At 61.0% G+C, this 13,492-nt stretch carries 10 protein-coding genes and 1 tRNA gene; 5 read left to right on the top strand and 6 right to left on the bottom strand.

Annotated features, from left to right (window positions below):
• The 4 genes from DSM14862_RS05040 to DSM14862_RS05055 are packed head-to-tail and all read left to right on the top strand — an operon-like array spanning position 1 to position 5,075.
• Positions 1-684, top strand: coding sequence for a 4'-phosphopantetheinyl transferase family protein (locus DSM14862_RS05040; RefSeq protein ID WP_007119345.1), 684 nt, complete (start codon positions 1-3; stop codon positions 682-684).
• A gap of 4 nt (positions 685-688) precedes the next feature.
• Complete coding sequence (locus DSM14862_RS05045) at positions 689-1,633, top strand: hypothetical protein (RefSeq protein ID WP_007119346.1); 945 nt, start codon at positions 689-691, stop codon at positions 1,631-1,633.
• Complete coding sequence (locus DSM14862_RS05050) at positions 1,630-4,230, top strand: hypothetical protein (RefSeq protein WP_007119347.1); 2,601 nt, start codon at positions 1,630-1,632, stop codon at positions 4,228-4,230. The genes DSM14862_RS05045 and DSM14862_RS05050 overlap by 4 nt, the downstream gene beginning before the upstream one ends.
• Positions 4,221-5,075, top strand: a complete 855-nt coding sequence (locus DSM14862_RS05055; protein WP_040700979.1) for a glycosyltransferase family 2 protein — start codon at positions 4,221-4,223, stop codon at positions 5,073-5,075. The genes DSM14862_RS05050 and DSM14862_RS05055 overlap by 10 nt, the downstream gene beginning before the upstream one ends.
• Here DSM14862_RS05055 and DSM14862_RS05060 read toward each other — a convergent pair.
• Entirely contained in the window at positions 5,072-6,277 is a 1,206-nt protein-coding gene (locus DSM14862_RS05060; protein ID WP_007119349.1) for a glycosyltransferase, read from the bottom strand. The genes DSM14862_RS05055 and DSM14862_RS05060 overlap by 4 nt on opposite strands.
• Before the next feature lie 158 nt (positions 6,278-6,435).
• On the opposite strand from DSM14862_RS05060, the gene DSM14862_RS05065 reads away from it, so the two are divergent.
• On the top strand, positions 6,436-7,746 hold the full coding sequence (locus DSM14862_RS05065) for an oligosaccharide flippase family protein (RefSeq protein ID WP_007119350.1): 1,311 nt from the start codon (positions 6,436-6,438) through the stop codon (positions 7,744-7,746).
• 8 nt (positions 7,747-7,754) lie between these two features.
• On the opposite strand, the gene DSM14862_RS05070 is transcribed toward DSM14862_RS05065, so the two are convergent.
• From DSM14862_RS05070 to recJ, 5 genes are all read right to left on the bottom strand, one after another.
• Entirely contained in the window at positions 7,755-9,056 is a 1,302-nt protein-coding gene (locus DSM14862_RS05070; protein ID WP_007119351.1) for a GumC family protein, read from the bottom strand.
• Positions 9,057-9,171: 115 nt separating this feature from the next.
• Positions 9,172-10,071 (bottom strand): CpsD/CapB family tyrosine-protein kinase, encoded by a 900-nt coding sequence (locus DSM14862_RS05075; RefSeq protein WP_007119352.1) that lies wholly within the window; start codon positions 10,069-10,071, stop codon positions 9,172-9,174.
• 71 nt (positions 10,072-10,142) lie between these two features.
• Positions 10,143-10,874: a sugar transferase gene (locus tag DSM14862_RS05080; protein WP_007119353.1), complete on the bottom strand. Its 732-nt coding sequence runs from the start codon at positions 10,872-10,874 to the stop codon at positions 10,143-10,145.
• Between the two features lie 650 nt (positions 10,875-11,524).
• Positions 11,525-11,599, bottom strand: a tRNA-Glu gene (locus DSM14862_RS05085).
• Between the two features lie 118 nt (positions 11,600-11,717).
• Positions 11,718-13,457: a single-stranded-DNA-specific exonuclease RecJ gene (gene recJ / locus DSM14862_RS05090; protein WP_007119354.1), complete on the bottom strand. Its 1,740-nt coding sequence runs from the start codon at positions 13,455-13,457 to the stop codon at positions 11,718-11,720.
• Positions 13,458-13,492 lie beyond the last annotated feature (35 nt).

Genomic DNA, 13,492 nt, shown 5'->3' on the forward strand with positions numbered 1-13,492 from the left:
ATGACGCAAGGGGCCGAGATTGCGGCGGCGGTACGGGGGGTGTTCGACCTGCCTGTCGCCGTCGCAGTGACCCGGCCTGACGCGGTCCATCCCCCTTTGTTTGCCGACGAGGCCGCCCTGATCGCTCGCGCGCGGCCCGTACGGATCGCTGAGTTCACCGCGGGGCGCAGTGCTGCGCGCGAGGCGATGCGCCAACTCGGCCATGCGCCCAAACCGGTGCTCGCCACGTCCGACCGCGCGCCGATCTGGCCGCTGGGTCTGACCGGCTCTATCAGCCATTGCGCGGACTGGTGTATTGCCGTGCTCGTGCGGGACAGTAACGCGCGCTCCCTTGGGGTTGATATAGAAGAAGACAGGCCGCTGCCCGGCGATTTACTAGACGAAATCTGTAGCCAGAGTGAGATCGCCCGGCTGCAAAAAGCGGGTCACCTCTCCGCCGCCATGCGCATCTTTTGTGCCAAGGAAGCCGCCTATAAGGCGCAATACCCGCTCACGCGAACGCTGTTCGGTTTTGATCGGCTTGATGTCACGCTCCGCGCAGATAGCTCTGCCTTTGACGCGCAATTTACCCAAGACACCGAATGCTTTAGGCGCGGCGATAAGCTGCCGGGGCGGATCGTTTCCGTGGCGGGCCACCTTGTCAGCGCGGTGGCGATTGGGCAGATTGATCGCAAAGGAGCTTGATCCCATGGTCGCACTCTCACGCCGCCTCCTTCTAGGCGGAGCCGCCCTTGCCAGCCTCGGCGGTGGGACTTGGGTCTTTCGCCGGGCGCAGTTGCAAAACCGCGCAGATGAACTCTATGCCACGCCGCTGACCCCGCCGCCGGGGCCGATGCAGGTCTACCACTTGGGGCACTCGCTGGTGGGGCATGATATGCCCGCAATGCTGGCGCAGATGGTCGGGGCGGGTCACGTTTACCACAGCCAGACCGGCTGGGGCACTTCCTTGCGCGACCATTGGGAGCCGGAGGTGCCGGTGAATGGGTTCGAACGCGCTAACGATCACGCACGGCACCGTCCGGCACGTCCGGCCATCAGCTCAGACGCGTATGACGCCGTGGTGCTGACCGAGATGGTAGAAATTGCCGATGCCATTCGATACCACAACAGCGCCGACTACCTTGCCCGCTGGGCCACTCTGGCGCGAGAGACACGGCCCGACACCCGTGTCTACCTCTATGAAACATGGCACCACACGGATGATGCCAACGGTTGGCTGAACCGCATCGACCGCGACATCGATAAATACTGGCGACGGCAGGTGCTTTACCCCGCGTTGCAGCAGTCTGAGGCGCCGATACATCTAATCCCCGCCGGTCAGGCCATGGCGGCCTTTGTCCGCGCAGTCGAAGAGATTGGGGGAGTGGGCGGCATCATCAGTCTGCATGATCTGTTCACCCGCGATGACACTGGCCGTCCCGATACGATCCACTTCAACGATCAGGGGGCCTATCTCGTGGCGCTGACCCATTATGCGACGCTTTATCACCGCGATCCTGCGGGCCTGCCACATCAATTGAACCGCGCCGACGGCAGTCCGGCTGAGACCCCAAGCGCAGAGGCTGCCCGACTGATGCAGCGCGTGGTCTGGGACGTGGTCCGCGCCCACCCCGAAAGCGGGGTCGCAGCATGAGCGGTTTGGGCGGGCTGTTTTCGGTTCTGATGGTGGGTCACAGTCTTTTTGCCGCTGATGGGCCGGACATGTTGCAAGAGGCGCTGCGCGCCGGGCTGGGGCAAGGAGAGGTGCGCGCGCAGATCATTAACGGGGCACCGCTGCGCTACAATTGGCAGGAATCGGACAGTGCGGAGGGCGTCGACGCCCGCGATATGCTGCCCGAGGGTAAAACCACCCATCTAATCCTGACCGAGGCGATACCGCTGGCCAACCACACCCGATGGTCAGATACCGAAGTCTATGCGCAGGCGTTCTTTGGCCTCGCCGCCGCCGCCAATCCGACGGTGAAGGTCTATCTGCAAGAGACGTGGCATTCGCTGAAAAGCGGTACCAGCGCAGCAGTGGCCAATGATGACAATGCCCATATCCCTTGGCGTGAACGGTTGGACAGCGACCTGCCCGCATGGGAAGGGATCGCTGCGGCGGTTAGCGACGGACGCAGCTCGGACAGTGCCACGATTGAGGTGATACCCGCGGGGCAAGCGATGGGGCGGCTCTATGATGAGATCGCCGCAGAGCGCGTGCCCGAACTCACAGAGATCAACGCGCTTTTTGCTGACGATATTCACCTGAACGATCTGGGCCACTACTTTGTGGCCATGGTGCAATACGCCACGCTGACGGGCAAAGACCCAGTTGGAATGCCGACCGATTTCAATGATCGTTGGGGAAACGCCTTTGACACGCCGTCCCCTGATCTGGCGCGCGAGCTTCAGCGCGTGGCTTGGGATGCGGTGCGCGCCTATCAGGGCAGCGCCGTGGTGCCGGTCCCTCCCGCGACGCGCCCTGCTGCCGCAGATAACGCCCAAACCGCGCCGATCACCTCCACCGGTCCGCCTGCCACGGCTGAGCGCGCGGCGGTGAGCAATGAGCCGCAGGTGGCAATTACACCCGTTTCGGTTGCCCCCTTTGAAATCTTCGCGCCCGAGGGCGCGGTCGAAGGCACGCGCGATATGGGCATCGGCCTTGCCGCTATTTCCGATTGGAGCACGCAGGCGCCATTCCTCGATCTGATGAAAACGTCGCGCCCTTGGATTGGCCATGTCGCTGGACGTTTCGGCGGTATGGAATACGCGCAACTGGTCGAGGGCGGCTATCTTGATGCCGCAGGCTGGCCCGTGAAAATGCCGCGCGCGTTGGGAAGCATCGGCACGCTGATCCTGACCGACATGCCGCAACAGGCCACCTCGTTAAAAGGGCGCTATCTGCTGCGCTATCAAGGGCAGGGCGTGATCGAGGTTACAGGCCGGGCCACCAATGTGCGCTACGGTACGAATGAGGTGCGGTTTGATTACGCACCGGGGCCGGGCAGTGTCGACATTCGCATCCAACGGATGCACCGCAGCGACCCGCCCCACGCTATCACCGTTGTGCGCGAAGATCGGGCTGCCGACTTTGATGCGGGCGCGCGGTTCAACCCAGATTGGGCGCAACATCTGGCGGGGATGACGGTGCTGCGCTTCATGGATTGGATGGGCACCAATGACAGCCCTATTGCCAGTTGGGAGGACCGCCCGCGCGTCGAAGATGTGACCTATGCCCTCCGCGGCGTCCCGGTAGAGGTCATGGTGGCGCTGGCCAATGAACTAGAGATCGACCCGTGGTTTAACATGCCGCATCTGGCGGAAGATGCCTATGTTACCAACTTTGCCACTTATGTTGAAGAGGCGCTGGATGCGGAGCGTAAGGCTTATGTGGAATTTTCCAATGAAGTCTGGAACTGGCAGTTCGCACAGACCCGCTGGGCTGACGAGATGGCGCAGGCCCGCTGGGGCGAGGCTGACAAAGGCATGCAGTTCTACGGCCTGCGCGCGGCCGAGGTCGCCCGCATCTGGACCGGTGTATTCGGTGGTAACGCAGCCACCCGGTTGTGCAACGTGATCGCCAGCCAAACCGGGTGGCTGGGGTTAGAGCGGGAAGCCTTAGAAGCACCACTTTATGTCGCCGAACAGGGCGGAAACAGCGCGCCCGCCACCGCTTTTGATGCCTATGCAATCACCGGGTATTTCGGAGGAGTGCTTGGGTTGGAAGATAATGCCGATATGGTGAGTGGCTGGCTTTCCGACAGTCTCGCCACCGCCCGCGCGGAGGGAGAGGCGCAGGGTTTAACCGGCGCTGATCTGCAGGACTACATCCAGACGCACCGCTACGACGCGGCCTCGGCCCTCGCGGAGCAAGACTTGCGCAACGGCGGCGCCAGTGGGCTTGAGAATGACACGTTGGCCGATCTTATCGGCAGTGCTTGGCCCTATCACGCTGCGGTGGCGCGCGCGCATGATCTTGATTTGGTGATGTATGAGGGGGGCAGCCATGTGGTCGGCCTTGGGGCACAGGTGAATGATGAGGCGCTCACCGGCTTCTTTCACCATTTCAATTACTCACCCGAGATGGGCGCACTTTACGATGACCTGTTGGCGGGCTGGGAGGCTGTGGGCGGTCAATTGTTCACACATTACTCGGATGTCTATGCGCCGACAAAGTGGGGCTCGTGGGGCGCCCTGCGCTATTTGGCGGACGACAACCCGCGATGGGAAGCTTTGACCGCATGGCAGTAACTTCGGGCGCCATCAAAGGGGTTAGCGTATTGATCCCTGCCCATAACGAGGCCGATTGGCTGCCCGCTTGCCTGAGCGCGCTCTGCGCGTCTGAGCCGGTCGCGGGGCCGGTTGAAGTGATCGTCATAGCCAATGGATGTTCCGACAATACCGCCGAGATCGCAGCCAAATCGACGCTCGATTTCGAAGCGCGGGGCTGGGTGTTGAACGTGATTGAATTGACCCAAGGCAGCAAGCTTGGCGCGTGGAACGCGGGCGAGGGGGCGGCAGGGGGCGAAGTCTTGGTCTATCTCGATGCAGATGTGCGGGTCTCACCACCCTTGCTGCGCCAATTGGCCGAGGCATTGGGCAAGGACGCGCCGCGCTATGCCAGCGGGCTGCCAAAGGTGACGACATCAGGCAATTGGGTGACGCGCCATTACACGCGGTTTTGGCAGACCACGGCGTTTATGACCCACGGTGTGCCGGGGTTCGGCATCTTTGCCATGAACCGTGCGGGACGGGCGCGTTGGGGCGATTGGCCGGATATCATCTCGGATGACACTTTCGCGCGGTTAAACTTTACCCCGGATGAGCGTATCGCCGTGCCGGCCACCTACGACTGGCCGATGATCGAAGGATATGTCCCGCTGGTGCGGGTCCGCCGGCGGCAGGACGTTGGAGTGGCCGAGGTTACGCAACTTTTCCCCGATCTGATGCGAAACGACGATAGCCACGATCAGATGCGCCCCTTCTGGCGGCGGGCAGTGGCGGATCCACTGGGCGCGCTGGTCTTTCTTGCTGTGCGTTTGGCGATCCACGCTCCGGTCTTTCGCAGTTCAAACCGCTGGGTGCGGGGGCGTTAGCGGGCGGGATTTGCCATCAATTCAGCCAATTTTGCAGCCTCAAGGCTAACATCATGGCGCGCGAATACCCGTGTCCGGGCTTTCGTCCCCATCTCTTCTAGTGCTGCTAAGGGGGCATCATGCAACGCGGCCATCGCTTCGGCCAAGGCTGACACATCGCCTGCTGGCACCAGCCATCCGGTTTGGCCGGGCTGCACCAACTCAGGTGTGCCAGCGATATAGGTGGCGATCACCGGGCGGGCGGCGGCCATGGCCTCCATCACCACCATGGGCAAGCCTTCGGCAAAACTAGGCATCACAAGCCCATGGGCGGCGGCGAGTTCGGAGGTGACTTGGGCCTCGTCAAGCCAACCGGTCAGGGTGATACGGTCTTGAAGGCCGTGCCGGGCAATCTCAGCCTCTATCTCGCCGCGCAGTTCCCCGTCACCGATGAGCGTAAGTCGTAGATCAGGGTGGCTGTCACGCAACAGCGCCATGGCGTTAATCACCGCGAGCTGACCCTTCTGCTCTACGAAACGACCGATAGAGACCAAGCGCCGTGGGCCATCGGGCAAGGGCGTGGGGGCGGGGAATTTGGCGGGCTCAATACCACAATGGACGACCTTGATGCGCTTCCAATCCGCAGGATCGGCCCATCGGCAAAGCTGGCTGCGACCGAATTGACTGATTGCCACGGCGAAACCGGAATAACGGACTTTTGCATCGAGAGAGAGCGCGCGAGGACTGTCGAATTCCTCAGGCCCGTGGGTGGTGAAACTATACCGCGGGCCGCCCAGAATATGGCAGAGCATGGCGACCATGGTGGCATTTGTCCCAAAATGCGCATGCAGGTGTTGGACGCCGCTGTTATCTAACTGCGCGCGCAGGTAACAAGCCTCGGCCAGATAAATCAGATGCCGGAAAAGGCCCGTTTCCGCCCGGCGCGCGGCGTTCCAGACGTGCCCAAGCGCTTTGCCGAAACGCATAGGCGATCGCAGCAGAACGCGCAGGATGGCAGCGCTGAGTGCACCCCCTCCGGCGGCCAAGACATAGTGGGTCCGCGCCTCTTCGGCCTTGTCCTGAGCATCGACCAGCGCAACGTCTGGCGCGCGCATGGCAAAGCGAAAGACCTCGTGACCCGCCGCCTCCAATGCCGTGATTTCGCGCCGGATGAAAGAATGCGAAGGCTGCGGATAGGTGTTGAGAATATAGGCAATCTTCACGGGGGGCAGGCCTTGGATTGGGGGCGATAAACCTTGTTACCCGCCCGCTTGCCACTGGCACAAGAGCAGGCAAGGCTTTAGTCTCTCGCGAGGAATAGTCAGAGGCGCAGTATCTAGTGTTTTCAAAGGTTTCCCAAGCGGTAACGGACAACCGCCTGATGGCACGTGCGCTGCGCTCAACCTCATGGATCGTGCTGGGCTATGGTGGTGCTCAGGCCGTCCGGCTGGCCTCGAACTTGATCCTGACGCGGTTGCTGTTTCCCGAGGCATTTGGCCTAATGGCGCTGATACAGGTGGTGATTGTCGGATTAACGCTGTTTTCTGACGTAGGGATCGCACCCTCGATCGCCCAAAGCAAACGTGGCGACGACCGCGACTTTCTAGATACCGCATGGACGATCCAAACGATCCGGGGGCTCGGCTTGTGGCTGGCAGCTTGTGCGCTGGCAGGGCCGATAGCGGGGTTTTACAACGAGCCTTTGCTGCTCACCTACCTGCCCATTGCGGCGCTGACGCTTGTGATCTCTGGCTTCAACCCCACCCGGATCGAAACCGCGCATCGGCATTTGCAGATGGGGCCTCTGACGCTGCTGGACCTGACATCGCAGGTGATTGGCATTGTGGTGATGATTATCGGCGCATTGCTCTACCAGTCTGTGGCGACCCTGGTGGTCGGCGCTGTGGTGGGGGCGCTGGCAAAGCTGGCCCTGACCCATGCGTTCCTGCCAGGCCCGGGCAACCGTTTTCGGTTGGAGCGACCTGCAGTGCAGGAGCTGGTGAGTTTTGGCAAATGGATCTTTTTGTCGACGATGTTTTGGTTCTTCGCCAGCCAAGGCGACAGGGCCATCTTGGGCAAGTTCCTCTCGCTCGAAGGATTGGGGATCTACAACATCGGCTATTTCCTCGCCAGTTTTCCACTGCTGTTGGGGCAGAATGTCACCGGGCGGGTGATGATCCCCATCTACCGCGAAGCGAACAGTGGCGATTACCCCAAACTGCGGCGCATGCGCTATGGGCTGAGTGGTGGATTGCTGGCGCTGTTGGTGGTGATGGCGCTGGCGGGACCATGGCTGGTATCGGTGCTTTACGACTCACGCTATCTGCAAAGCGGGGCGATTTTAGTGATGCTGGCGCTGGCATTGATGCCGCAGGTCATTGGGATGACCTATGATCAGGCAGCATTGGCAGCAGGGGATTCGCGGCGTTTCTTCATCTCTTCAGCATTACGGGCCAGTCTGCAGATCGGAATGCTGTTGGGTGGCGTGATTTATGCAGGGCTGCCCGGGGCGCTGATCGGGATGGGGGTAGGGATGCTGCTGTCGCATCTGGCGCTGATCTGGCTGGCACGGGCACATGGGGTTTGGGACGCGCGCCATGATATGACTCTCGCTGTGCTGGCGCTGGCGTTTGGTGCGCTGGCGCTTTGGCTGCACTGGGATCGGGTGCTGGGTCTAAGCGCCACGTTCTGAGAGGCCACTCAGCCCCTTTGCTTGCGCGCCATACGTGCCGCGCGACCCTGTTTGCCAGCGTTCAAACGCTGTTGCCAAACCTTGCCGAGCGTCCGGCGCTTTTCTTGCGGGCTAAGGTCTGGGATCGACACAACGGGCACCAGCCCGGTTTCGCGGGTCATCTGCCGCGCAGAGCGAATGATCGGGCGGCGCAGTTCCAGCAAAAAGGCGACGATCAGTGCCAGCATGAAACTGCCCATGCCGCCAACGGCTGCACGCTTTTTCCGGCTGAGCGATACCGGATAATCTGGCAGTTCGGCCTGCTCAAGCGTTATCAGTTTCTCACCGCGTTGATCGGATTCAAGTGAGAACCCCACCTCCGCCTCGTTGCGCCGAGCGGTGATCACCTCAAGCTGGTCCTGCAACTGGCTCATGCGGCGTTCAAACCGGGCCAGCTCCTGCTCGACCTCGGGTGAGGTTTGCAGGCTCGTCGTCAGTATTTCGCGTTGTTCTTGTAGCAGATCACGCTGTGTCGAGAGGCTTTCGAGTGTCGCGTTCAACTCTTCTTGCTCGCGCGCGATGGTGGCCGCGCGGGCATCGGGGTTCACCCGGTCGCGGGCCAGTCGTGTGGCAATGATTTCGCGGTCAAGTTCAAGGATGGCGTCATTCAGACTGCTGATCTCTCCGCGGCGAAATTCGAGACTGCCGGCGAGGGAAAGGTCATTCTCGGCGCGGTAATCGGCCAATTCAGCCTCTAGTGCTGAGATGTCGCGGATTAGATTTTGTTCCTGGCGCTGGAAAAACTCCAACGTCTCAAGGGTCTGGCTTTGGCGCTGCGCTGCGGACATCTGGCGGGTTCGGTCGGCAAACTCACGCGCAACGGCCTGCGCGTCGGCTGGGTTGTCCATCTCGGCGGTGAAGGTCATGACAGAGATGGTGCCGTCATCAGCATAGCCTTCACGCGGAGCTGCGACCCCGGTGATGGTGACAGATCGGCGCAGCAGATCAACTTTTTCAGAAGTCCGCAGTTCAGTCATATTATCGTAGAGATCAAAGCGTTGAATGATATCGATGAGCGTTCCCCGCGCCATCAACTGCTGCTCAATCAACTGCAGACGCCGGGCCGAAGACCCTTCGACAGTGGACGGGGCAAGATCGTTGGCAATCTTGGGCTGCTCGATCTGTATAACCTCGGAGGATTGGTAAACATGGGCGATCGACAGCGCCCAAAATACCGAAGCGATGCAGCCCACGAGTGTAATCAAAATGATCACGCCCGCGCGACGGCGCAGCATGTCGATGATGTCATCGAATGTATAGATCGGTCCCATGTGCCTCTTTCCAACCTGTCCAAAGTCCCCCAACCGTTGCCCGGCGGGGTTTCCCTGCCTAGACCAGAAGACTTGGGCGACAATAGGGCGCTAAGGGGCGCAAAGACAGGGGGCGTCAGGCATAATTCGGCAGGCTCGACGCCCGCGCCCGGTTGAGAATGATACCCAAAAGCGGAGCCTGTCCCTCAAGCATACGTTCGCACTCACGCAGATGGCGCGCCATAGTTTGGCTGCCGTCAGAGATCAGCAGAACCCCGTCGAGTTGCGGTAAAAATGCAGAGAGATCATCATGTTCCAACATCGGCGGCATGTCATACAGGACAATTTCAGGCTGCAAGCTTGCGCGCATGCGCAGCAGGGTTTCCGCAGTGGTGCTGTCTTGAAGAATTTCCGCAGCGTTCACTTCGACTTGGTTATTCAGGCCAAGCGCCAGAGTATCGCTTACCCGAACCATCTGTTGGCCCAAACTGCTCCGCCCGCCAAGCAGGTCGCTCATTGCGCCGGGGGCCTCCATGTCAAATGCGCGGGCCAAACCGGGGTTGCGCAAATTCATATCCATCAAGACGGTCCGCGAACCCGGAACCCGTGACAGGCTCAGCGCGAGATTGGTGGCCGAAAAACTGTTTCCGCACCCTGATGTAGGCGAGGTGATTGCGATATTAACCCAGCCATGCTCCAGCGTCGTCTGACGCAAGCGTGTGCGTAGCAAGTCAAAAGCCCGCGCTGCGGCGCTGTTGCGGTGATCATCAACCAGCGGCATGTCCCCATTGGGGCCGGGCGTCGCGATGGGCAAGTCTTGCCAACGCGGGACGCGGTCATCACCGACATAATGTGCGACCGTCTGGGTGGTGACAGGCATAGTTTCTTCAAACGACAGATCGCCGTCGAATTCGTCCTCTTGGTCCATCACAGTGCGGCGCGGGCGAATGCTGTGCCGCATTCCGGGCGCGCCAAAAGCCGCCAGAACATCGCTGTTATCCGCCCCGAGGGCGTCAGATGCGTAAAGATCCTTCATCTCCCTCCCTTTCGATTTTCTAAACATGAGGCGAAAAATTTCCGGTTATTAACAGACGCGGCAAGCATCGCTCAGCACCCGGTTCGGCGCAAGACAACACCGACGGTTTTGAAAAGAATGGTCAGGTCCATGGGCAGCGAGATGTTGCGGCGATAGGCGCCGTCTACCTCATTGCGGTAGGTAAAGCGGCTGTTGTTGCGGGCAGAGACCTGCCACAGCCCAGTGATACCGGGACGCAGGGCAAAGTAGGCTTGTGGATCGCCATACATCTCCAGTTGGTCGGGCATCATCGGACGCGGGCCAATCAGGCTCATCTCGCCAGTTAACACGTTCCAAAGCTGGGGCAGTTCGTCCAAAGACGTGGCGCGCAGAAAGGCACCGACCCGCGTGATGCGCGGATCATTCTTCAGCTTTTGCATCTCATCCCATTCCGCGCGCATCGCGGGGTTCTGCGCAAGGTAGCTTTCCAGTATCGCATCAGCGTCGCGCACCATGGTACGCAACTTTAAAATAGAGAAGCGTTTGCCGCCTCGGCCCAACCGCTGCTGCGTATAAAAGGGCTGGCCGCCTTCGATCCACAGCACTAAGGCACAAAGCGCGATAATCGGCAGCACAACGGGCAGGGTGGCAAGGATCAAGAGCCTGTCGAGAACCGGCTTAGCATAGCGGCCATAGAGACCAGTCGGGCGCAGGCAAAAGGAGGCCAGACCGCGCGGCGCTTGCAACACAGCAGCGCCTGCAGCAGCAGGCTGCGCAGCGTTCAGCGCGCGGCCCATCATTGGGACCCCTGCGGAAAATTCCATCAGACCATAAGCATGTCTGTCGGCACTAAAGTACTTCATTCAAACCCCCCAGGGTTCTATCGCGTTCATCCGGGCCACAGCGGCTCTCGGCTTGCCCTCACCGGTTCGTCTCGAAGGCGTATCCGGCCTATACGTTCAGGTAGGATATGTATCATTTGTTACCACCTTTTCGCCTTATTCGATCCATTTTTTAAGAAACAGACTGTTTCGATTTGGAACGGACCGGCGGAAATTGACCAATGTCCTAGGGGGTTTAGAGCGGATCCACGTGGGGCAGTAGGCGGGGCGAGCACACGCGTTCAGCGGCCCGGAAGGGCCTTGCATAGACTGGCGGAGGGTTTTCTAAGAGTTTGATTAATAACGTAAAGATAAAATTTCGTGTGAGGGGAATGGGCTGCCAAAGGCGCCATGGGTAGGCAATCATCCAACGCTTGTGTGTCGGTCAGTTGGGGATGATTGGAGGCGGCAAGCCGTAGCGTGCACCGGACCGGCTGAAGCCGTTCTCACAATAATGTTAAGGCAACAAATGGGCGGCAGCGGGTCGCAAAACTCGGCCGCGCGAGATTGAATCCGCACAAAAGGCGAGTTCGCCTCAGAGAGATTCTCTTGGGTTTGGTTGGGTCTGTTTCGTTTATCCAGGGGAAGAAAAGTGGCAGCCCGTAGGGGAATCGAACCCCTCTTTCCAGGTTGAAAACCTGGCGTCCTAACCGATAGACGAACGGGCCACTCTTTTGTCAGGTCAGTGCAGCGTTTGAAGTGTTGCTGCTCTGTCTGTGAGCGGACGTTTAAGTAATCCTGCGGAGGGCTGCAAGCAGAAAAATGAACTTTTTCTAGAAAAAGTTTTCAGGCCCGCGCGGCGTCTTCCAAACGCAGTTGAACGCTGCGCCGGCCGCGGAAATTGTTGATGTCGAGACGCCCCGCGAGGTGGAAACGCGCGCCGCCGTGGTTCTCTAGCGCGGGGCCGAGGGGGCCGTCGTAGGCACCGAACGCAATCGCTTCCAGGTTCGCGCCCAAACCGTCTCCAAAGCTGACTTTGAGGTGGTTCTCGCCCACGCGTTTGGCAAAGCGGATTTGCATGTCGGCGAAGGCATAGCGCGGGGCAGGGGCGCCGGCGCCGAAGGGACCGGCTTGGTCAACCATCTCGGCCAGTTCCACCGTGGCCGCACCCGGCATCATCATACCGCAGAGGTTGAGGTCGGCAGGCCCGGCCAGATGCGCGCCCTGCTTGCTGAGCAATTCGCCTAAGCGTTTCATGGCCGCTTCGATTTTGTCTTCCGCCACCGTGAGGCCCGCCGCCATCTTGTGACCGCCGCCTTTCATCAGCAGCCCTTCAGCTGCAAGGCGTTGGATCGGCGCGCCAAGGTCGATGCCGCTGATTGAGCGGCCGGAGCCTTTGCCGATGCCATCTTCGACGCCAATGACGATGGAGGGGCGGTTGGACGCTTCCTTGAGCCGCGAGGCGACGATTCCCACAACGCCGGGGTGCCAGCCGGGGCCAGCGGCCCATGCCAGTGGTCCGTCAAAGCCGCGATCCTCAGCCTGTGCCATGGCGCTGGCGCGCACGGCGGCCTCGACCTCGCGGCGGTCGGTGTTGAGCTGATCAAGGCGTTCGGCCAAAGCGGCGGCCTCGTTTGGGTCGGCGGTGGCCAAAAGCCGCGCGCCGAGGTCGGCTTGTCCGATGCGCCCACCTGCATTGATGCGGGGGCCGAGCAGGAAACCGAGGTGGTAAGCCGTAGGGGCCGTGTCCATCCGTGCAACATCGGCCAGCGCCGCGAGGCCAGGCCGCGCGCGGCGGGCCATCACTTTCAGCCCCTGTCGCACGAAAGCGCGGTTTACGCCGATAAGCGGGGCCACATCGGCCACGGTTGCCAGCCCCACGAGGTCGAGCATCGACATCAAATCCGGCCCTTTGCGGCTAGTTTCACGCAGCTGTCGCCCCGCTTCGACGAGCATCAAAAAGACCACCGCAGCCGCGCAGAGATGCGCCAGCGTGCCGTCTTCGTCCTGTCTGTTGGGGTTCACCACGGCCAGCGCATCGGGGAGCGTCTCGCCGCCCAAGTGGTGGTCGAGCACGATGACATCGGCACCCTTGGCGGCAGCAATCGGCCCGTGCGAGAGCGTGCCGCAGTCAACGCAAACGATCAGGTCATGCTCCGCCGCCAGCGCCGACATAGCCTCGTCATTGGGGCCATAGCCTTCGTCGATACGGTCGGGGATATAGAGCGTGGCACGATGGCCCATGTCGCGCAGCCAGACCAGTAGCAGCGCGGCGGATGAGCCGCCATCCACGTCATAGTCAGCGAAAATCGCGATACGCTCGCGTTTATGAAGCGCTTCGAGAAACCGCGTCGCCGCGGCCTCCATATCGCGCAAGGAGCGCGGGTCGGGCAACAGATCGCGCAGGGCGGGGGCCAAAAAGCCCGCCGCCTCGGTATCGACCACGCCGCGCCGGGCCAGCACTTGGCACACCGGGTCGGGCAGACCCGCGCGTTGCACCAGTAATTCGGTCGCGCGGGTCAGTTCCACGTCAGGGCCGATCCAGCGCCGCCCGGTCAAAGATGTTTCGACACCGAGAAAGCTCATGTGGACCTCATTTGGCCATTATGGAAGGGGGGGGG

This window comes from Sulfitobacter indolifex, assembly GCF_022788655.1.
Classification (GTDB): domain Bacteria; phylum Pseudomonadota; class Alphaproteobacteria; order Rhodobacterales; family Rhodobacteraceae; genus Sulfitobacter; species Sulfitobacter indolifex.

What these genes read in the sequence shown, in the direction of transcription:
- DSM14862_RS05045 (WP_007119346.1), top strand. Translation starts at nt 689, where the DNA reads ATGGTCGCACTCTCACGCCGCCTCCTTCTAGGCGGAGCCGCCCTTGCC.
- DSM14862_RS05055 (WP_040700979.1), top strand. Translation starts at nt 4,221, where the DNA reads ATGGCAGTAACTTCGGGCGCCATCAAAGGGGTTAGCGTATTGATCCCT.
- DSM14862_RS05050 (WP_007119347.1), top strand. Translation starts at nt 1,630, where the DNA reads ATGAGCGGTTTGGGCGGGCTGTTTTCGGTTCTGATGGTGGGTCACAGT.
- DSM14862_RS05080 (WP_007119353.1), bottom strand. Translation starts at nt 10,874, where the DNA reads ATGGAATTTTCCGCAGGGGTCCCAATGATGGGCCGCGCGCTGAACGCT.
- DSM14862_RS05065 (WP_007119350.1), top strand. Translation starts at nt 6,436, where the DNA reads ATGGCACGTGCGCTGCGCTCAACCTCATGGATCGTGCTGGGCTATGGT.
- DSM14862_RS05040 (WP_007119345.1), top strand. Translation starts at nt 1, where the DNA reads ATGACGCAAGGGGCCGAGATTGCGGCGGCGGTACGGGGGGTGTTCGAC.
- recJ (WP_007119354.1), bottom strand. Translation starts at nt 13,457, where the DNA reads ATGAGCTTTCTCGGTGTCGAAACATCTTTGACCGGGCGGCGCTGGATC.
- DSM14862_RS05070 (WP_007119351.1), bottom strand. Translation starts at nt 9,056, where the DNA reads ATGGGACCGATCTATACATTCGATGACATCATCGACATGCTGCGCCGT.
- DSM14862_RS05075 (WP_007119352.1), bottom strand. Translation starts at nt 10,071, where the DNA reads ATGAAGGATCTTTACGCATCTGACGCCCTCGGGGCGGATAACAGCGAT.